This window comes from Haloarcula ordinaria (genome assembly GCF_029338275.1).
Taxonomy (GTDB): Archaea; Halobacteriota; Halobacteria; order Halobacteriales; family Haloarculaceae; genus Haloarcula; species Haloarcula ordinaria.
The window spans coordinates 544,587-561,778 of the sequence record NZ_CP119789.1 but is presented as its reverse complement, the minus strand read 5'-3'; the positions used below and the strand labels follow the sequence as shown (position 1 = coordinate 561,778).

General features: G+C 67.4%; 22 protein-coding genes and 1 tRNA gene. 12 read left to right on the top strand and 11 right to left on the bottom strand.

Annotation, left to right across the window (positions count from 1 at the left end; genetic code table 11):
* Positions 1 to 60: 60 nt before the first annotated feature.
* The 7 genes from P1L41_RS02975 to P1L41_RS02945 all read left to right on the top strand — a co-directional run bounded on the left by P1L41_RS02975 (position 61) and on the right by P1L41_RS02945 (position 6,447).
* Positions 61 to 1,251, top strand: a complete 1,191-nt coding sequence (locus P1L41_RS02975) for an inorganic phosphate transporter (protein WP_276297387.1) — start codon at positions 61 to 63, stop codon at positions 1,249 to 1,251.
* Between the two features lie 71 nt (positions 1,252 to 1,322).
* Positions 1,323 to 1,712 carry a ferredoxin Fer gene (fer, locus tag P1L41_RS02970; RefSeq protein ID WP_276297386.1) on the top strand — a complete coding sequence of 130 codons (390 nt, stop codon included), beginning with the start codon at positions 1,323 to 1,325 and terminating at the stop codon, positions 1,710 to 1,712.
* Between the two features lie 97 nt (positions 1,713 to 1,809).
* The gene (locus P1L41_RS02965) at positions 1,810 to 2,781 is read left to right on the top strand and encodes an A24 family peptidase (RefSeq protein ID WP_276297385.1); all 972 of its coding nucleotides are present in this window, start codon (positions 1,810 to 1,812) and stop codon (positions 2,779 to 2,781) included.
* Between the two features lie 58 nt (positions 2,782 to 2,839).
* Complete coding sequence (locus P1L41_RS02960; protein ID WP_276297384.1) at positions 2,840 to 3,112, top strand: DUF5808 domain-containing protein; 273 nt, start codon at positions 2,840 to 2,842, stop codon at positions 3,110 to 3,112.
* A 43-nt stretch (positions 3,113 to 3,155) separates the two neighbouring features.
* Positions 3,156 to 3,830 carry a non-canonical purine NTP pyrophosphatase gene (locus P1L41_RS02955; protein WP_276297383.1) on the top strand — a complete coding sequence of 225 codons (675 nt, stop codon included), beginning with the start codon at positions 3,156 to 3,158 and terminating at the stop codon, positions 3,828 to 3,830.
* Positions 3,830 to 4,600, top strand: coding sequence for an SDR family NAD(P)-dependent oxidoreductase (locus P1L41_RS02950; protein WP_276297382.1), 771 nt, complete (start codon positions 3,830 to 3,832; stop codon positions 4,598 to 4,600). Before P1L41_RS02955 ends, P1L41_RS02950 begins: the two co-directional genes overlap by 1 nt.
* Before the next feature lie 131 nt (positions 4,601 to 4,731).
* Positions 4,732 to 6,447 carry a methyl-accepting chemotaxis protein gene (locus tag P1L41_RS02945; protein WP_276297381.1) on the top strand — a complete coding sequence of 572 codons (1,716 nt, stop codon included), beginning with the start codon at positions 4,732 to 4,734 and terminating at the stop codon, positions 6,445 to 6,447.
* Here P1L41_RS02945 and P1L41_RS02940 read toward each other — a convergent pair.
* From P1L41_RS02940 to P1L41_RS02930, 3 genes are all read right to left on the bottom strand, one after another.
* Positions 6,444 to 6,926 carry a DUF7384 family protein gene (locus P1L41_RS02940; protein WP_276297380.1) on the bottom strand — a complete coding sequence of 161 codons (483 nt, stop codon included), beginning with the start codon at positions 6,924 to 6,926 and terminating at the stop codon, positions 6,444 to 6,446. The genes P1L41_RS02945 and P1L41_RS02940 overlap by 4 nt on opposite strands.
* Before the next feature lie 291 nt (positions 6,927 to 7,217).
* Positions 7,218 to 7,883 (bottom strand): potassium channel family protein, encoded by a 666-nt coding sequence (locus P1L41_RS02935; RefSeq protein WP_276297379.1) that lies wholly within the window; start codon positions 7,881 to 7,883, stop codon positions 7,218 to 7,220.
* 82 nt (positions 7,884 to 7,965) lie between these two features.
* Positions 7,966 to 8,823: a hypothetical protein gene (locus P1L41_RS02930; protein WP_276297378.1), complete on the bottom strand. Its 858-nt coding sequence runs from the start codon at positions 8,821 to 8,823 to the stop codon at positions 7,966 to 7,968.
* A gap of 327 nt (positions 8,824 to 9,150) precedes the next feature.
* On the opposite strand from P1L41_RS02930, the gene rnz reads away from it, so the two are divergent.
* Positions 9,151 to 10,074 carry a ribonuclease Z gene (rnz, locus tag P1L41_RS02925; RefSeq protein ID WP_276297377.1) on the top strand — a complete coding sequence of 308 codons (924 nt, stop codon included), beginning with the start codon at positions 9,151 to 9,153 and terminating at the stop codon, positions 10,072 to 10,074.
* 9 nt (positions 10,075 to 10,083) lie between these two features.
* Here rnz and P1L41_RS02920 read toward each other — a convergent pair whose 3' ends face one another.
* Together P1L41_RS02920 and P1L41_RS02915 are read right to left on the bottom strand one after the other, a co-directional pair.
* Positions 10,084 to 10,488, bottom strand: a complete 405-nt coding sequence (locus tag P1L41_RS02920; RefSeq protein ID WP_276297376.1) for an ATP-binding protein — start codon at positions 10,486 to 10,488, stop codon at positions 10,084 to 10,086.
* Positions 10,489 to 10,779, bottom strand: a complete 291-nt coding sequence (locus tag P1L41_RS02915) for a PAS domain-containing protein (protein WP_276297375.1) — start codon at positions 10,777 to 10,779, stop codon at positions 10,489 to 10,491.
* Between the two features lie 101 nt (positions 10,780 to 10,880).
* Between P1L41_RS02915 and P1L41_RS02910 the strand changes: the two genes are divergently transcribed.
* From P1L41_RS02910 to P1L41_RS02900, 3 genes are all read left to right on the top strand, one after another.
* Positions 10,881 to 11,258, top strand: a complete 378-nt coding sequence (locus P1L41_RS02910) for a VOC family protein (protein WP_276297374.1) — start codon at positions 10,881 to 10,883, stop codon at positions 11,256 to 11,258.
* Between the two features lie 48 nt (positions 11,259 to 11,306).
* Positions 11,307 to 11,570, top strand: a complete 264-nt coding sequence (locus tag P1L41_RS02905; RefSeq protein ID WP_276297373.1) for a DUF7577 domain-containing protein — start codon at positions 11,307 to 11,309, stop codon at positions 11,568 to 11,570.
* 68 nt (positions 11,571 to 11,638) lie between these two features.
* The gene (locus P1L41_RS02900; protein ID WP_276297372.1) at positions 11,639 to 12,022 is read left to right on the top strand and encodes an ACT domain-containing protein; all 384 of its coding nucleotides are present in this window, start codon (positions 11,639 to 11,641) and stop codon (positions 12,020 to 12,022) included.
* Positions 12,023 to 12,212: 190 nt separating this feature from the next.
* Here P1L41_RS02900 and P1L41_RS02895 read toward each other — a convergent pair whose 3' ends face one another.
* From P1L41_RS02895 to ilvA, 5 genes are all read right to left on the bottom strand, one after another.
* Positions 12,213 to 13,049 carry a hypothetical protein gene (locus P1L41_RS02895; RefSeq protein ID WP_276297371.1) on the bottom strand — a complete coding sequence of 279 codons (837 nt, stop codon included), beginning with the start codon at positions 13,047 to 13,049 and terminating at the stop codon, positions 12,213 to 12,215.
* A 146-nt stretch (positions 13,050 to 13,195) separates the two neighbouring features.
* A tRNA-Ser gene (locus P1L41_RS02890) sits at positions 13,196 to 13,277 on the bottom strand.
* A gap of 28 nt (positions 13,278 to 13,305) precedes the next feature.
* A complete protein-coding gene (locus P1L41_RS02885) occupies positions 13,306 to 13,509 on the bottom strand; it encodes a DUF7981 family protein (RefSeq protein WP_276297370.1) in 204 nt (67 codons plus the stop codon).
* On the bottom strand, positions 13,510 to 13,887 hold the full coding sequence (locus tag P1L41_RS02880) for a Rid family detoxifying hydrolase (RefSeq protein WP_276297369.1): 378 nt from the start codon (positions 13,885 to 13,887) through the stop codon (positions 13,510 to 13,512).
* Between the two features lie 45 nt (positions 13,888 to 13,932).
* Complete coding sequence (gene ilvA, locus P1L41_RS02875; RefSeq protein ID WP_276297368.1) at positions 13,933 to 15,144, bottom strand: threonine ammonia-lyase; 1,212 nt, start codon at positions 15,142 to 15,144, stop codon at positions 13,933 to 13,935.
* A 114-nt stretch (positions 15,145 to 15,258) separates the two neighbouring features.
* Here ilvA and P1L41_RS02870 point away from each other — a divergent pair, with 114 nt between their 5' ends.
* Positions 15,259 to 16,893: a potassium channel family protein gene (locus tag P1L41_RS02870; protein ID WP_276297367.1), complete on the top strand. Its 1,635-nt coding sequence runs from the start codon at positions 15,259 to 15,261 to the stop codon at positions 16,891 to 16,893.
* Between the two features lie 12 nt (positions 16,894 to 16,905).
* On the opposite strand, the gene P1L41_RS02865 is transcribed toward P1L41_RS02870, so the two are convergent.
* Complete coding sequence (locus P1L41_RS02865) at positions 16,906 to 17,079, bottom strand: hypothetical protein (RefSeq protein ID WP_276297366.1); 174 nt, start codon at positions 17,077 to 17,079, stop codon at positions 16,906 to 16,908.
* Positions 17,080 to 17,192: the final 113 nt, after the last annotated feature.

Here is a 17,192-nt window from a genome sequence, read left to right as displayed (position 1 = left end):
GCGACAGCATAGCCGGACGTGTTCGGTACCCTTTAGCCTGCGGCGGCGTTGCATCTGGACATGGTCGAGGTTCTCTTCGCTATCGGCGTCATAGTGGCTATCTTCGTCGGGTTCAACATCGGTGGGTCCTCGACGGGGGTCGCCTTCGGCCCCGCCGTCGGGAGCAACACGCTCACGAAGCTCTCGGCCGCGGCGCTGATGACCGTCTTCGCGCTGGCGGGCGGCCTTATCGTCGGCCCTGCTGTCGTCCGGAGCCTCGGCAGCGACCTCGTGGCCACGTCGTTCTCGCCGCTCATCAGTATCATCGTCCTCTTCTTCATCGGCTTCGCCCTCTTCCTCTCGAACGTCGCCGGGGTGCCCGCCTCGACGTCGATGACGGCCGTCGGCGCGATCGCTGGCCTCGGCCTCGCTCGGGAGACGCTGAACGCCGGGCTGATGCTCGAGATCGTCTCCTGGTGGCTCGTCTCGCCCATCATCGCCTTCTGGATCAGCGGCGTCATCGGGCGATACTTCTACCCCCGCCTGGTGGAGCTGTTCGCCATCTCCCAGAGCGAGGGCTCGCTGGTCGACATCGATCGCTCGGGGACCATCCCCCGCGTGGAACTGGGCGAGAACACCACCCGGCGGGAGTTCGTCGGGACGATGGTCGTCATCGGCATCGGCTGTTACATGGGCTTCTCGGCGGGCGCGTCGAACGTCGCCAACGCCGTCGCCCCGCTCGTTGGGAACGGCTCGCTGGAGATGACGCCGGCCATCCTGCTGGGCGGCGGGGCCATCGGCCTCGGCGCGTTCACCATCGCCCGGCGGACGATGGACACGGTCGGCAACGACCTCACGGACCTCCCGCTGGTCGCGGCCATCGTCGTCGCCGCGGTCGCCTCGACCATCGTCACCTTCCTCTCGGCGCTGGGCATCCCGGCGAGTTTCGTCATCATCGCGACGATGAGCATCGTCGGCCTGGGCTGGGGCCGGGCGACCCGGACGACCCGGCTCACCGATACGGTGAAGGGTGAGGTGCCGGTCGCCTCCGTAGGGTCGCTGACCGCCGACGACGCACCGACCGTCGGCGACCGGACCGAGACGCCAAAACACCCGGAACCCATCGGTGAAGAGTCCCGCGACGATATCCCGTCTGCCTCGGACCTCTTCGAGCCCGGAACGACCGCTCGCGTCATCTTCCTCCAGAACATCGTCCCCTCCATCGCGACGGTCGCCGCCTACCTCGTCTTCCGGTTTCTGCCGGTCGCCTGACTGTCACGAACGATGGTGATTCGGGCCTGAAGGGCAAAGTCTAACAACTCGGGGTCCGAACCCGCCAGGTGATGCCAACCGTTGAGTACCTTAACTACGAAGTAGTGGACGATCAGGGCTGGGACCTGTACGACGACGACCTCTTCAGCAAGGCCGGCGACGCCGGCCTCGACGAAGAGGACCACGGCAGTATCGAGGTCAACGAAGGCGAGTACATCCTCGAGGCCGCGGAGGCACAGGGCTACGACTGGCCCTTCTCGTGTCGCGCCGGTGCCTGTGCGAACTGCGCCGCCATCGTCCTCGAGGGCGACATCGACATGGACATGCAGCAGATTCTCTCCGACGAGGAGGTCGAGGAGAAGAACGTCCGCCTGACCTGCATCGGCAGCCCCGAGGCCGACGAGGTCAAGATCGTCTACAACGCCAAACATCTCGACTACCTGCAGAACCGCGTCATATAAACAGCGCCTGCGTTTTCCGCTTCGCTCGTATCGACCGACAGCGGTCGCCACGCCGCCACCGGAAGGGTTAGGGTCGTTCCCACGGGACCTGACAGTCGTGCTCGGGTCGATACCGGACCTGTTGCGACTGGTCGCCGTCCCCGTCTTCGCGTGGGCGGCCTACCGCGACGTGAAGACGCGTCGGGTCCCCAACCGGACGTGGCTCCCACTGGCCGTCCTCGCCGTCGTCCTGCTGGCGTGGGACGCCTACACCGTCTGGACCTCGCCCGTCGGTGGCCAGCGGCTGTTCTTCCTGCGCGTGGCCATCAGCCTGGGCTTCGTCGCCCCGCTGTCCTACGGCTTCTGGTACATCGGCGGCTTCGGTGGGGCCGACGCCAAGGCGTTCATACTGGTCGCCGTGCTCTTTCCGGTCTACCCTACCTACCTCCTCTCGGCCCCCTCCGTCGCTCTGCCGCTCCAGCAGACGCCCATCGGCGTCTTCTCGCTGACCATCCTCTCGAACACGGTACTCGCGGGCGTCGCCTACCCGCTCGCGGTGGCTGCGGGGAACCTCGCCCGCGGGCGCCTCTCGATGGCGATGTTCATCGGTCGGCCGGTGTCGGTCAGCGACGTGCCCGGCGAGTACGGGCGGCTCCTCTCCGCGCCGGACGGGTTCACGCGCAGTGGGCTGGACCTCGACGCCCTGCGGATGTACCTGCAGTGGCGCGGCCTCTCGCTCGCCGACGTCCGTGCGAAGCCAGACCTCTACCGCGACCCCGAGACGCTCCCTGAAGCGCCGAATCCACCCGGCGACGGAGGGCTCGTCACCGACGGCGGCGGGCCCGAGTGGGGCGCCGCAGGGGGACCCGACCCATGGGGCGCCGAGGCGTTCCTCGACGACATCGACCACTCGGCCTACGGGACCACGCCAGCGCAGCTGCGCGAGGGACTGGAGGTGCTCGCCCGAAGCGAGGCGGTGTGGATATCGCCCGGCATCCCGTTCCTCGTCCCGATGTTCGTCGGACTGGTCGTCTCGCTGACCTACGGTGACGTGCTCTTTACCCTCCTCCGGTCGGTGGGGCTCGCCTGACACTGTCAGGCTTGCAGAGTGGACAACTGATTTACCCTCGCGGGGAGTAGGGGGAAACATGGCAGATAAACCACAGTCCGGCTCCATCTTCGGCGTGCCGTACAACTTCGAGCGACCGAGCTTCAAGCGGCTGGTCTCGTCGTACTGGCAACCGGGCGACGGGATGCTGGTCGAGAAGCCGTTCGGTATCGGCTACACGCTGAACCTGGCGAACTGGCGCTCGTGGGTCGTCCTCGTCGTCGCCGGCGTGATGCTGTATCTCGAACGCGGCGCCGGCGAGGAGGCCGACGCCGAGGCGGACGACGAACCGGTCGAAGTCATCGTCGATTAAGGCGTTTCGACGGCTCTTTGACGCCCGGCGACCCGTTGCCGGTATGCTGCATTTCGTGACGACGAACCCCGGGAAGGTCCGGGAGGCGACAGAGTACCTCGACGACGAGGTACGCCAGTTCGACTTCGACTACCCGGAGGTGCAGGCCGACGACCTGGGGACGGTGGCCGCACAGGGCGCTCGCGACGCCTACCGGACGGCCGGCGGTCCGGTCATCGTCGACGACGCGGGGCTGTTCATCGACGCCTTCGACGGCTTCCCCGGCCCGTACTCCTCGTACGTCGAGGACACCGTCGGCGTCGAGCGCGTCTGGCGCATGACGAAACCGGAGGCCGACCACTCGGCGGCGTTCAAGACGGTCATCGCCTACTGCGACGGCGAGTCGTTCGACGCCACGCCAGACCCGGGCGGCGTCGACCGTGGGGAGCGCCGCGGCCAGGACCTCGCGGCCGCCGAGCGCGACACGGCGACCACCGACGAGCAGGTCCGTGAGGGCGACGGCGAGTCGGTGCCGGTGAAACTGTTCGAGGGGTGGGTCCCCGGCGATATCGTCGCCCCGCGTGGCGACGGTGGCTTCGGTTTCGACCCCATCTTCGAGCACGACGGCCGGACGTTCGCGGAGATGAGCACCGAGGCGAAGAACGCCGTCTCCCATCGGGGCCGGGCGCTGGCGAAGTTCGCCGAGTGGTACGCCGGGCGCGACACGGGCACCGAATGATGGACGGCGGGACTGCGCTCGTCACCGGCGCGTCGGCCGGCATCGGCGCGGCGCTGGCCCGCGAGTTCGCGAGCCACGGCCACGACGTCGTCCCCGTCGCCCGGCGGACCGAGCGCCTCGAGTCGCTGGCCGCCGACCTCGAATCGCAGGGCGTGACGGCGACGCCCATCGCGATGGACCTCGACCGCGACGGGGCCGCCGCCGACCTCTACGAGACAGTCGCCGCGCGGGACCTGGACGTCGATATCCTCGTCAACAACGTCGGCGTCGGGACCTACGGCCCGTTCCGCGAGAGCGACCTGGACGCCGAGCGCACCCAGTTACAGCTGAACGTCGTCCTGCCGGTCGAACTCACGCGCCTGTTCCTCGACGACCTCTCGGATGGCGGGGCGGTGCTCAACGTGGGTTCGGTCGCGGGGTTCCAGCCCGGCCCGCAGATGGCGGGCTACTACGCCAGCAAGGCCTACGTCAACAGCTTCACCGAGGCGCTCGCCGAGGAGCTGCGCGAGACACCGGTGGCCGTGACGCTGCTGTGTCCCGGTCCCGTCGACACCGAGTTCCAGGCCCGCGCCGGGATGGCCGACTCCAGCGTCGGCGCGCTCAGTTCTAACACCCCCGAGGCCGTCGCCGAAGCCGCCTACGAGGGACTGATGGGCGGCGAGACGGTCGTCGTCCCGAGCACGTCGATGCGCGTCGTCGACCTGCTCGGCCGCCTGGCGCCGCGCTCGGTCGTCCGCCGCGTCGCGCACTGGGTCAACGGGGACCGGTGAGCACGGACTGAGCGCCGACGTAGCCGTCCCCTCCGCCCCGAATCCACGGCATCCACGGCCGACGGGGCTGGTTATCAGTTTCTGGAAAGAGCCCGAGTCATTGAAAGGGGAGTCCGTGGTACCGTTCTGGTATGTCACTCGACCCGCTCGACACCTACAAACGACTGATACGGGCGTCACTGGACCTCACCGGCGTCTCCGGCTCCATCGAGCGGAAGGTGCTCGCCGCCGTGGGTATCCAGTTCGGCGTCTCGATTGCGCTGGCAGTCGTCGCGTTCACACTGCAGGGGACACCCCAGTTCGTCTTCACCGCACTCCTGTTGACGGGCGCGGCCGTGGCGTTCGCCAACACGGTGTTCATCACCCGCGAGGACCTCGTCCACCCCGTCGTGGCGCTCGACGAGACGGCGGCCCAGATTGCCGCCGGCGAGGTCGACGTCAGCGTCCCCGACAGCGACCGCGACGACGAGGTGGCGAACCTGCTGTCCTCCTTTGGTTCGATGCAGGCCCACCTCGAGACGGTCTCTCGGCAGGCCGACGCCCTCGCACACCAGGAGTTCGACGCGGACGTCCTAGACGAGGACGTCCCGGGGGCGTTCGGGGACTCGCTCGACCGAATGGCCGCGAGCCTCGACGACTACACGACCGAGCTCCAGGTGATGACCGAGGACCTAGAGGAGCGCTCGCAGGCGCTTCGCGACCTCGTGTCGTCCTTCGGCGACGCGGCCGAACAGGCGAAAGACGGCGACCTCACCGCCACGCTCGACGCCGACTTCGACGACGACGTCGACGACGAGCTGTTCCGGGCGGTCGTCGAGAACTACAACGACCTCGTGACGACGCTGGGCGAGATGGTCGGCGAGGTCACGGCCTTCGCCGAGGACGTCTCCGAGACCAGCGACCGGTTCGCCGAGAGCGTCGACGAGATCGACCGCGCCAGCGACGAGGTCGCCCGGTCGATTCAGGACATCTCCGCGGGTGCGAGCAAGCAGTCCGAGCGCCACGACGACGTCGCCTCGGAGATGAACACGCTCTCGGCGACCGTCGAGGAGATCGCGGCCACGGCCGACGACGCCGCCCAGACCGCCCAGGAAGCCGCCGAACGGGGTCGGACCGGACGCGAGGAGGCCGCCGTCGCCATCGACGAACTCGACGAGATGGAGGCCCGAATCGAGGAAATCGCCACCGCGGTCGAGGGACTGGTCGACGAGGTCGGCGAGATCGACGAGATCGTCGACGTCATCACCGAGGTCGCAGAGCAGACGAACATGCTGGCGCTGAACGCCTCCATCGAGGCGGCCCGCGCCGACGCCTCCGGGGACGGCTTCGCGGTCGTCGCGGACGAGGTGAAGGCCCTGGCCGAAGAGACGCGCGACGCCGCCGCCGATATCTCCGACCGCATCCAGGCCGTCCAGGACGAGGCCAGTCAGACGGTCACCGACGTCGAGGACATGAACGAGCGGGTCTCCGAGAGCACGGGCACCATCGAGGGGGCGCTCCGTGACTTCGAGGACATCGTCGACGTGCTGGGCGAGGTCAACGACGCCATCCAGGAGATCTCGGGCGCGACCAGCGACCAGGCCGAGACGACCCAGGAGGTCGTCGGGATGGTCGACGAGGTCGCGACGGTGAGCGAACAGACCAGCCAGGAGGCAGAGGCGGTCGCGGCCGCCACCGAAGAACAGACGGCGACCATCACCGAGGTCTCTGAGGAGGTGTCGTCGGTGGCGCGCCGCACCGACGAACTCCAGGACCTGCTCTCGCAGTTCGAGGTCGACGCGAGCGGGGCGGACGGGCCGACGGCAGACACGGCGGACCCGACCGCCACACCCGGCATATCGGACTAGGCCCGCGGGTCGCGGTCGGGGCCGGGGTACGAGCCGCCCTCGACCGCCTCGTACAGCGATTCGGGGTCGAACAGCCGGGCGAACGCGTCGGGTGCGCGCACGCTCACGCTCATGTGTGACCGCAGCGAGGCGCCCGTGCTGGCACTTCTGAGCCCTTCGTCGTAGGTGAGCAGGTGGGCGGCCCCGCCGCGGTAGGCAGACGCGAGCGCCGGGTGGTCGCCGTCGGGGTGGTCGACAGCTGTTCGCTCGCGCTCGATGCGCTCGCGCCAGCCGGCCGCCAGCGACTCGTCGGCCAGCGATTCGATGACTGCCTGGGCGTCGTCGAGCAACGGGTCGCTGGCGACCAGGGACACCCAGGAGTGCTGCCGGACGTGGTCCAGCGCCACCCGCGCAGCGTTTCCGGAGACGTCGCCACACAGCAGGTCAGCCGCCAGCACGTCGGCGTCCGCGACGATGCGGGCCGGCGACGCCTCAGGCATCGTCACGGGTGGCGGCCAGCGCCTCGCGGACGGCCGCGACGCTCGTCTCGTACTCGTCCGCACGCTCGAACAGGTCGCGCCAGGTCATACCCCACAGACGGTCCGGGTCGACAAAAAGCCGCGCGATACCCCGTCGGCCGTCCGTCGGTCGCACGTCTGACGGGTGTTTATGTCCAGCCGTGGTCTCGCCTCAGTACGGGCGCGCTCCGACGGCCTCGATTTCCCATCCTCCCGCTGGGCGCGCCCGGATACCGAAACCCATCCCCCCCTTTCTGGGTTCCGGTCTCTCGCTCAGGCAGACGCCTCGCCGCGCAGCGACGCGCGGACCGCCTCGAGCTCGTCGGGGTCGCTCATGATGGCGACGCTGTCGCCCGCCTCGATGACGGTCTGTGGCAGCGGGATGCTCATCGGTTCGTGACTGCGGCCGTGGGCGTAGATGTGTGCCTCGCCGGGCAGCTCGACCTCGACGACGCGCTTGCCGATGACCGGCGACTCCTCGGGGACCTGCACGCTCGCGACCGAGAGCTGTTCGGTGAGGTCGGCGAGCACGTTGAAGTCACCGCCCAGCAGTGCGGTCTTCGCGCCGGCGGCGCCGAGCCGCTCGGGGTAGATGATCTCGTCGACGTCCGCGGCGTACTTCTCGTAGATCTCCTCGCGGTAGTCGGCGTCGATGCGAAGCACCGTTCGACAGCCGTACTCGCGCCCGACCATGCAGGCGGTGAAGTTGATGTTCAGGTCGCCCGTGAGGCCACCGATGGCGTCGGCTGTCTCGATGCCCGCCTTGACGAGCAGCGATTCGTCGCTACCGTCGCCCTGGAACGCCTCGAACCCGGCCTCTCTGGCCCGGTCGACCTTCTCGTGGTCGCGCTCGACGATGGTGACGTCGTGCCCTTCGCTATCGAGGATTCGTGCGGTCCGGGTTCCGACGCGGCCGTAGCCGACGATGACGAACTCCATGGACGCGGCTACGACGGGCACAGTTAAAAATGTGAACGGGTGGCAGGGCTCGACGGACGACGGTTGCGTCGTCGATGCCCCGTCAGGTTTCAGTCGCAGTTTCGGTTTCGGTGTCAGTCGGCGTCTCGGTGGGCGACTCAGTTTCCGTTTCGGTTGTAGTCTCGGTCTCAGTTTCAGTCGGCGTCTCAGTGGGTGTCTCCGTTTCGGTCGGCGTCTCAGTGGGTGTCTCCGTTTCGGTCGGCGTCTCGGTCGCCGGTTCCTCGATCACTTCGAGTTCGGCGAACGCGCCACCGTCGCGCGTGAACACGCTGTGGACGTACGTCCCGGGTTCGACCGCGTCGGTCGGGACCTCGAAGGTCACGGTGGTGCTCTCACTGCCGTTGAGCGTCACCGACTCGGACGCGACGAGGGCGCCCTCCAGTCGGAACTCGACGGATTGCGTGGTCTCGAACTCGTTCGGGTTGGTCACCGTGGCGTTGACGACGACGGTCTCGCCCTGCTCGACGGTCGACGGTGCGTCGAGCGCATCGAGCGTGTACGATTCAGCGAGCGTGATGGTCGCGATCTGGCCGTCGGTCTCCGTGAAGACGCCGTGGCGGTACGTGCCCGGCTCGACACCCGCCGTGGCGGCCGAGAACTGGACCATCTGGGTCTCGTTCGCGGGGACCGAGACGAGCTGGCGGTCGATGACGTCCCCTTCAAAGCGGAACGTCACGGACTCCGTCTGGCGTTCGTCGGTCGGGTTCGAGACCATCGCGAGCACGGTCACGTTATCGCCCGGCGTGGCGCTCGCCGGTGCGTTCAGTTCCGCGACTGTGAGTCCTGTGGCTGTCGGTTGGTTCCCGCCAGCGTCCTGCTGTGCCGCAACGCCACCCACCTGGAAGGCGATGGCGCCGACGGCGACGACGGCGAGCGATAGCGCGAGTAACTTTCGATTCATGATATAGTTGTCACTGCCCGGGGGTAGCGCTCCAGGCAGTTCGAGAGACCTGTCGGACGAACAACTGATAAAGCGGGGCTACCGTTCACCCGGGAAAGCCCGTCGAACTACGGACAAACGTCGTCCCAGCTCGCACAAAGCCGAGGTTTGTCGTCGGTTGGATGAGATTTCCGGCGGCGGTTCCGCCGGGTCGACGCTCACAGAGTCGCGTGACTGGCCGGGCACGGCAAGCCGGGCCCGTGACACAGACCCTCACCGAGACAAGCGCGGCTTTCGGCGCACGCATTCGACACGCGTTTACCCGTCGGTGGCGCAGAACCCAACGAGATGCGCGTGACGTTCCTCGGGACGAGTGGGGCGATTCCGACGACCCAGCGAAACACCAGCAGCGTGTTCGTCAACAGAGAGGGCGACTACTTGCTGTTCGACTGTGGGGAGGGCACCCAGCGCCAGATGATGCGCTACGGGACCGGCTTCGCTATCGACCACCTGTTCGTCTCGCACCTCCACGGCGACCACGTCCTGGGGATTCCCGGCCTCCTGCAGACGTGGGACTTCAACGAACGTGACGCGCCGATCGCCATCCACACCCCGGCAGGGACGCGGGGGGACCTCCGACAGCTCATCGAGGCCAACGGCACCTCGCCGTCCTATCCCGTCCGCATCAACGAGGTGTCGACCGGCGACGTGGCCCTCTCCCGCGAGGAGTACGAGGTACGGGTCATCGGGACCCAGCACCGCTGTCCGTCGGTCGGGTACGTCCTCGCCGAGGCCGACCGCAAGGGCCGGTTCGACCGCGAGAAGGCCGAGGCGGAACTGGGCATGTCGCCGGGCCCCAAGTACTCGAAGCTCCACCGCGGCGAACCGGTCGAACACGACGGCCGGACCGTCCAGCCCGAGGAGGTCGTCGGGCCGCCGCGACCCGGCCGGACGCTCGTCTACACCGGCGATACGCTCCCGACCGACAGCGTCGTCGACGCCAGCGAGGACGCCGACCTCCTGATTCACGACGCCACCTTCGCGCAGGACCGTGCCGACCGAGCGCAGGCGACGGCCCACTCGACGGCCGCGGAGGCCGCCGACGTCGCCCGACAGGCCGGCGTCACGTCGCTGGCGCTGACACACATCTCGACGCGCTACGCCGGCCAGGCCGACCGCCTCGAGGCCGAGGCCAGCGAGGTGTTCGACGGCGAGGTGTTCGTCGCCAAGGACGGGCTCAAGCGGGCGGTCGAGTTCCCCGACGCCGATTAAGGTGCCCGTTCAGTCCGCGCGCTGCAGGGTGAGCGTGACCGTGTTTCCGTGCTCGTCGAACTCGTAGTCGATGCTCCCGTTCGCGATGTCGACGACCCAATAGACGAGCCAGAGCCCGACGCCGCGGCTGTGGTCGACCGTCGTCATCTCGTGGTCGCCCAGGAAGACCCGCCGGTCGGCCGCTGGTATCGGCGGCCCGTTGTCGGCGACCACGAGGTCCACGTGGTCCCCGCGCGTCCGGACCGAGACCTCGACGGTGGGCTCGGTACCGTGGGTGTGGCAGATGGCGTTCTCGACGAGTTCGGCCAGCCTGTCACGGCTCTCACGGCGCTCGCGCTCGGCCACCTCGCGGTCGGTGACGTCCCGCGAGCTGACGATGTACCCGCCGAGTTCCGAACCCCGAAGGTTCGACATCTAGCTCTCGAGCCAGACCCAGCCCCCGTCGCTCGTCTGGTAGCGGTACGTCGCCGTGTCTGCTTCGAAGCTGTCCGTGTCGGCCAGTGCCTCGAACTGCTCGCGGACCGCCGCCTGGTCGTCGGGGTGGATGTACTCGAAGGCGTTCTCGCCGACCAGTTGCTCGGGTTCGTAGCCCAGAATGTGCTTTGCGGCCGCGTTGACGTAGGTGTACGTCCCGGATGGCTCGACGATCGCGATTTTGTCCTGCGTGTACTCGAGCAGGAGCGCCGTCGGCTCCACCTGGTCCATCTGCGTCGGACGTGTATTTCGAGCGGCAAATAAGCGGCAGCCCAGCTGCGCGGCGGTGTGTGACCGGTACTGTCTTTCCGGACGCCGCCGAACGGCCGGGCATGGACCTTGCACACGTCGCACTCTGTGTCTCGGACCTCGACCGCGCGATGGAGTTCTACGGGGAACTGGGCTTCGAAGAGACCAACCGGTTCACCGTCGACGGTGTCGAGAACGTCTACCTGGCCGAAGACGGCGAGGGCGACGGCGACATCCAGCTGCGCCACGAACCCGACCGAACCACGCCTATCGCCCCCACGCGGGCCGACGTCGACCACGTCGCCTTCACCGTCGACGACGTCGACGCGACCTTCGAGCAGGCCCTGGACGCCGGCGCCGCGCCGGTCCTCGAACCCACCGAGAGCGAGGGGACCGACGCCTACATCTCGTTCGTCGAGGACCCCGACGGCTACACGCTCGAAATCCTCAGCCAGGGCTGAGCAGACTGCGACCACAGGAACTACTGCCTCCCGGCACGTACCCGCTACATGGTCCAGTTCGGGGATGTCTACGTCGTCGTCCTCACCGCGATGGCGCTCGTCGCCCTCGCAGCGGCGCTACCGGTCCTCGTGAGCATCCTCATCGAGGGCCGCGAGCGCTGGCGCGACGGGGCCCCCGACACGCCCGAGCGACCCGCCGGCGAGGCTGAGATGCGTGGCCCGCTGCCGTCTGGTGGCTTCCGCTGTGGCCGCTGCGGGACGGTCAACGAACGCGGCTTCCGGTACTGTCGTGAGTGCGTCGAGACGCTGTAGACCTCCCGACCCGAGTCGGCCCGTTAGCAGGCGGAGGACGTTTCGGCCCCGGCCGCGAATCGACTCGTATGGACGCAGCCGACGTTCTGGCGGAGGCCACCGTCACCGTCTCCGACGAGCGCTACGCCGTCGTCAAGACCGACCGGCCGGACCCGGACGCCTTCGCCTGTATTCAGGACGGACGCGAGACGACCGTCGTCGCCGTGGAGGGAACCTACGACCCCGAGCGAACCATCGACGTCGAACCCGGCTGGAAGGTCCTCACCTTCGAGGCGGTGCTCCCGTTCGACCTCGTCGGGTTCCTGGCGAGCGTCGCGACGGCACTCGCCGATGCTGACGTCTCGATGTTCGCGCTGTCGGCGTTCTCGACGGACCACGTGCTGGTCAAGGCTGCGGACGTCGACCGGGCGCTCGTGACACTCGATGACTTGGGCTGTGACGTTCCGCTGTGACGGTCACAGCAGTCTTCTTCTGAATACCGGGCTTCTCTGAGCCCCTCAATCGGTGATCGGTTTCAGGAACCGTGCTGGATCTAGGGCGCGTATCGGCTGCGCCGGGCACCCTGTCACAAGAGAGCGAGACGGCCGCGACGACGGGGAGCGGCGGCGTGTGGTGTGGAACTAACGTGTGTGTTCAGTACGTCTATTTGCGTACCGCTTTCTGACTGTTGGTGCTGATCTTCATCGTGCTAATGCTGAGTTCGAGCTCGTCTTCGATCGTGATGTCTCCGAGGCTGTCAGCGTCTGCGTCGCCACCGTCACTGAGATTCCTGTCGCCACCTCGACTTGCAATCACAGAACGCAGGGCTTCGCCGTCTGTTCGGATTTGTCTCACTTCGTACGTGCCGGCTGGTTGTATCCAGAGCGACCCTCTGAGGTTGGTACTGGCCTCAGGACTCCTCCCGAGTTCGAATCCGCACCGCATCTCGATGGGCGGGATCGCTTCGAGCGCTTCGTCGTCTACGTCGTCGTGTTGGAATACGTCTCCGACAGCGACGACGCCGCGATATTCTCGTGTGGTTGGCTCGTCTGTCTCTTGTCGGGCGATTTCGGTGATGCCGTAGTTTCGCATCTCTTCTTGGAGTGCGGTCTCTACTTGCTCTCGGAGTTGCTCGGCTGCTCTGTCGATGAATCTGGAGCCGACCCCGTCGGTTTGGACGTAGATCGTCCCGAGGATGCGGGCCGGTGAGTGGGTGAAGCCGCCGTCTGTTCGTTCTCTGAGTGTCTGTTCGAGGCCGATATCGTTGTAGAGGAGGATGTTGGTCCGGTAGCTGACGGTGGCTATCCTTCCGTCGATCGTTCTGGTATCGTATTCTTCGACGCTTGGGTGGTCGAGCGGGAGCCAGAGTCGCGCGCCGGTCTTGATGTCTTCGTTCGTACCGCCATCGGTCGCGGCACATCCCGCAAGCGAAGCGACAGCGAGGGTCGACGAGATAGCAAGTACGTCCCGGCGGGTGACTGGTAGACGACCGTTGCTCATCCATCTGGTACGTTTCAGGAGACATTAACTGTTTGTTTTATATACTTGCCCTTCTCCCAGCACGGTCGTTTCCGTGTGGAGCAGGCCGCTCACGTGCCATCAGGCGCTGGGCGCGGAGCGCGAACCCGACGCGGAAAAAGGTGGTACGCCAGGACTGGGATTTGAACCCAGAATCCCGAAAGGGAACACGCTTTCCAGGCGTGCGCCTTACCGTTCGGCCATCCTGGCACGCATTCGAGAGTGAGTCGGCGGGTGGTTAAGGACTTTCGCTTCCGGGTAGGCGGCCGTGGGCGGCGTACGTCAGGGTCGCCGCGCCGGCCGTCACGAGGACGGCGACGCCGAACTTCACACCGAGGTCGACCGGTTGCGCCGCGAGCAGTTCGTAACCCTGGAGCAAGACCAGGAAGGCGAGGCCGCCCACGGCGCCCCACAGCAGGCTGGATTTCGTTCGCAGGCGCATCTACCGGGCGGCGACGGCCTCGATTTCGACGGCGACGCCCTTCGGGAGGTCCTTGACGGCGACGGCCGAGCGGGCGGGCGGTTCGTCGTCGAAGAACGTCTCGTAGGTATCGTTCATCGCCTCGAAGTCGTCGATGTCGGCCAGGAACACCGTCACCTTCAGCACGCTGTCCATGTCGGTGTCCGCCGCGTCGAGGATGGCCGCGACGTTCTCTAGGGCCTGTTCGGTCTGGACGTCGACGGCGGCCCCGTCCAGCAGGTCGCCGTCGGGTGTCAGCGGAATCTGGCCGGCGGTGAACACGAGGTCGTCGGTGGTGGTCGCCTGGCTGTACGCGCCGACGGCGGCGGGTGCGTCGTCGGTGCTGACGATGTCTTTCATATCGGAGCGGGGACCGCCTGGCTAATAAATCCCGAGTCGGCGGCGTCAGACCAGCACGTCGACCTCGTACCCGCGCTCGCGCAACGCCGAGAGCAGTGCTTCGACGTGCTCGGGACCGCGGGTCTCCAAATCCAGTTCGACCTCGGCGTCGTTCATCGCCACGTCGCGGCTGGTCCGGTCGTGCTCGATGGCGTAGATGTTGGCCCGCTGGGCCGAGAGAATCCCGACCAGTTCCTCTAGCGCGCCGGGGCGGTCCTTGAGGACGGTCCGGAGTTTGAGGTAGCGCCCCGTCTCGACCAGGCCTCGCATGACGACGTTCGTCAGCATGTTCAGGTCGATGTTGCCGCCACACAGCGCCGGGACGACGGTTTCGCCCTCGTCGCAGTCGAATTTCCCTTCGAGCACCGCGGCGAGCGCGACAGCGCCGGCCCCCTCGGCGAGGGTCTTCGAGCGTTCGAGCAGGGTCGTCAGCGCCACCGCGATCTCCGGGTCGGTGACGGTCACCACCTCGTCGACGCGCTCCTGGATTATCTCGAAGGTCCGCTCGCCGACGGTCCGAGTCGCGATACCGTCGGCGATGGTCTCGACGGAGTTGCGTTCGATTCGCCGGCCCTTCCGCAGCGACTCGGCGACGCTGGAGGCCCCTTCGGCCTGGACGCCGACGACGCGGATGTCCTCGTTCTTGCCCTTCAGCGCGGTGGCGATGCCGCTGATGAGGCCGCCGCCGCCGATGGGGACGACCACCGTCTCGACCTCGGGCAGGTCGTCGTAAATCTCCAGACCGATGGTCCCCTGGCCGGCCATCACCTGCTCGTCGTCGAAGGCGTGGATGTAGGTCCGGCCCTCTTCGCGTTCGATCTCGTGGGCGCGCTCGGCGGCGGCGTCGTAGTCGCGGCCGGAGAGGACGACCTCGCCGCCGTAACTCCGGGTTGCCTTGACCTTCGAGACGGGCGCGTGTTCGGGCATCACGATCTTCGAGTCCACGCCGATGCGCGTCGCGGCGAGTGCGACGCCCTGCGCGTGGTTGCCCGCGCTCGCGGTGACGACGCCGTTCTCGCGCTCCTCGGTCGAGAGCGTCGCGATGCGGTTGGTCGCACCCCGTATCTTGAACGACCCGGTGCGCTGGAACAGTTCGAGCTTGAGGTGGACGTCCGCGCCGGTCATCGAAGAGAAGGTGTGTGAGTAGTCGAGCGGGGTGTGGCGCGCCGTCTGGCTGACCCGGTCCTGGGCCGCCAGCACGTCCTCGAACGAGAGCATGCACCCCCCTATTCGCCGCTGGGTGTTAGACCTGCGGGAACGGGCGCTGTGTGGCCCCGACACCGCGTGACGGCGGCAGAACTGTTTTACCGCCGCTGGGCCACGTTTCGGTAGATGGACACCTGGATGCGGCGGACCGCCTACTACGTCGCGGCGCTGGCGGCTGTCGTTCTCTGCTATGCCGTCGCATACGACTACGGGATGACGGCCTGGGAGTCCGACCCGCGGGACTTCCTCCACTCGCTGCAGGTCGTCGTCGAGACGTTCACCACGACGGGCTTTGGCTCCGATTCCCCCTGGGAGAGCACGGGGATGCGCCTGCTCGTCATCGTGATGGACATCACCGGCGTCATCCTCATCTTCCTGGCCCTGCCGGTGTTGCTGTTCCCGCTGTTCGAGGAGGCGATGGCCACGTCCGCGCCGACGCACGTCGAGCGAGACGTCTCGGACCACGTCGTCATCTGCCGGTTCACGCCCCGGGGTGAGACGCTGGTGACCGAACTCGAGACCTGGGACGTCCCCTACGTCGTCGTCGAGGCCGACCGCGAGCGGGCCAACGAGCTGTACGCCGAGGGGTACCACGTCATCCACGCCGACCCGCAGTCCGTCGAGGGCTTAGAGAAGGCCAACCTCTCGTCGGCGCGCTCGCTGGTCGCAGACGCCTCCGACCAGGTCAACACGAGCATCATCCTCACCGCCCGCGAGGTCGACGAATCGGTCCAGACCGTCAGCGTCGTCGAGGAACCGAACCGCGCGAAGTACCACGACCTGGCCGGGGCCGACGCCGTCGTCTCGCCGCGACAAGTCCTCGGCGAGAGCCTCGCGGGCAAGGTCACGACGGGCGTCTCGACGACGCTGGGGGACTCTATCGAGGTGGGCAAGGACTTCGACATCGCCGAGCTCCCCCTCCACCGCGGGAGCGACCTGGTGGGGACCACGCTCGAAGAGAGCGGCATCCGGGAGCGGACGGGCGTCAACGTCATCGGCGCCTGGTTCCGCGGGCAGTTCGTCAGTCCCCCCTCACCAGACGCGGAACTCGACGGGAGTACGGTGCTGCTCGCCGCCGGGACCGAGCGCCAGCTCGAACAGCTGAAGGAGATGACGATGTCGTCGGTCCGCGGGTTCCGGCGAGGCAAGACCGTCGTCGTCGGCTACGGCGAGGTCGGTCAGACCATCACCGCGGCGCTCACGACAGCCGGCGTCCCCCACACCGTCCTCGACCGGGAGGACATGTCCGGCGTCGACGTGGTCGGCGACGCGACCGAACCGGAGGTGCTGCAGGCCGCCCGTGTCGACGAGGCCCGGACCGTCATCCTCGCTATCTCGGCGGACACGGAGACGGAGTTCGCGACGCTCGTCGTCCGGGACTTAGATCCCGAGGTGGAGGTCATCGCTCGGGCCGAGGAGACGAACAACGTCAAGAAGATGTACCGCGCGGGGGCCGACTACGTCCTCTCGCTGGCGACGGTCAGCGGGCGGATGCTCGCCTCGACTATCTTAGAGGAGGAGGATGTCATCTCGATGGACCAGCAGGTCGAAATCGTCAGGGTGTCACCGGAGGGGCTCGGTGCCACGACGCTCGGCGATGCCGACATCCGCTCGCGGACGGGGTGTACGGTCATCGCCGTCGAGCGGAACGGCGACGTGCTGACCGACCTCGGCCCCGACGTCGCCATCGAGACTGACGACAAACTCGTCATCGCGGGGACCGACGAGGGCGTCGACCGCTTCACCGAGCTGTTCGGGTGAGCCGCAGCCGGTTCAGCCGCCGCCGCCGGCGACGCCGCTGCCGATGGCCGCGCCGCAGTCGTTGCACGCGACCACGTAGAACCGCTTCGAGGACCGGAACAGCCCCGCCATCTTCGCGTCGAGGTCGATGAACTCGACGTCCGATTCTTCCGCTATCGTACCGTCACACTCTGGACAGTGGACCATGCACCCAGCACTCCTCGCGGGCGGGTGAAAGGCCCTGTCGTCGCTCAAACCGGTGTTGTAGCCACGCCGGCGAGGTCGGTCTCACCGGTCAGGGCTTGACGGAGCGCGAACAG

What these genes read in the sequence shown, in the direction of transcription:
- P1L41_RS02900 (WP_276297372.1), top strand. Translation starts at nt 11,639, where the DNA reads ATGGACGCAGCCGACGTTCTGGCGGAGGCCACCGTCACCGTCTCCGAC.
- P1L41_RS02895 (WP_276297371.1), bottom strand. Translation starts at nt 13,049, where the DNA reads ATGAGCAACGGTCGTCTACCAGTCACCCGCCGGGACGTACTTGCTATC.
- P1L41_RS02935 (WP_276297379.1), bottom strand. Translation starts at nt 7,883, where the DNA reads ATGGAGTTCGTCATCGTCGGCTACGGCCGCGTCGGAACCCGGACCGCA.
- P1L41_RS02880 (WP_276297369.1), bottom strand. Translation starts at nt 13,887, where the DNA reads ATGAAAGACATCGTCAGCACCGACGACGCACCCGCCGCCGTCGGCGCG.
- P1L41_RS02960 (WP_276297384.1), top strand. Translation starts at nt 2,840, where the DNA reads ATGGCAGATAAACCACAGTCCGGCTCCATCTTCGGCGTGCCGTACAAC.
- P1L41_RS02975 (WP_276297387.1), top strand. Translation starts at nt 61, where the DNA reads ATGGTCGAGGTTCTCTTCGCTATCGGCGTCATAGTGGCTATCTTCGTC.
- ilvA (WP_276297368.1), bottom strand. Translation starts at nt 15,144, where the DNA reads ATGCTCTCGTTCGAGGACGTGCTGGCGGCCCAGGACCGGGTCAGCCAG.
- P1L41_RS02870 (WP_276297367.1), top strand. Translation starts at nt 15,259, where the DNA reads ATGGACACCTGGATGCGGCGGACCGCCTACTACGTCGCGGCGCTGGCG.
- P1L41_RS02940 (WP_276297380.1), bottom strand. Translation starts at nt 6,926, where the DNA reads ATGCCTGAGGCGTCGCCGGCCCGCATCGTCGCGGACGCCGACGTGCTG.
- P1L41_RS02885 (WP_276297370.1), bottom strand. Translation starts at nt 13,509, where the DNA reads ATGCGCCTGCGAACGAAATCCAGCCTGCTGTGGGGCGCCGTGGGCGGC.
- P1L41_RS02910 (WP_276297374.1), top strand. Translation starts at nt 10,881, where the DNA reads ATGGACCTTGCACACGTCGCACTCTGTGTCTCGGACCTCGACCGCGCG.
- P1L41_RS02930 (WP_276297378.1), bottom strand. Translation starts at nt 8,823, where the DNA reads ATGAATCGAAAGTTACTCGCGCTATCGCTCGCCGTCGTCGCCGTCGGC.
- P1L41_RS02945 (WP_276297381.1), top strand. Translation starts at nt 4,732, where the DNA reads ATGTCACTCGACCCGCTCGACACCTACAAACGACTGATACGGGCGTCA.
- P1L41_RS02955 (WP_276297383.1), top strand. Translation starts at nt 3,156, where the DNA reads ATGCTGCATTTCGTGACGACGAACCCCGGGAAGGTCCGGGAGGCGACA.
- P1L41_RS02920 (WP_276297376.1), bottom strand. Translation starts at nt 10,488, where the DNA reads ATGTCGAACCTTCGGGGTTCGGAACTCGGCGGGTACATCGTCAGCTCG.
- P1L41_RS02865 (WP_276297366.1), bottom strand. Translation starts at nt 17,079, where the DNA reads ATGGTCCACTGTCCAGAGTGTGACGGTACGATAGCGGAAGAATCGGAC.
- P1L41_RS02915 (WP_276297375.1), bottom strand. Translation starts at nt 10,779, where the DNA reads ATGGACCAGGTGGAGCCGACGGCGCTCCTGCTCGAGTACACGCAGGAC.
- P1L41_RS02950 (WP_276297382.1), top strand. Translation starts at nt 3,830, where the DNA reads ATGGACGGCGGGACTGCGCTCGTCACCGGCGCGTCGGCCGGCATCGGC.
- rnz (WP_276297377.1), top strand. Translation starts at nt 9,151, where the DNA reads ATGCGCGTGACGTTCCTCGGGACGAGTGGGGCGATTCCGACGACCCAG.
- fer (WP_276297386.1), top strand. Translation starts at nt 1,323, where the DNA reads ATGCCAACCGTTGAGTACCTTAACTACGAAGTAGTGGACGATCAGGGC.
- P1L41_RS02905 (WP_276297373.1), top strand. Translation starts at nt 11,307, where the DNA reads ATGGTCCAGTTCGGGGATGTCTACGTCGTCGTCCTCACCGCGATGGCG.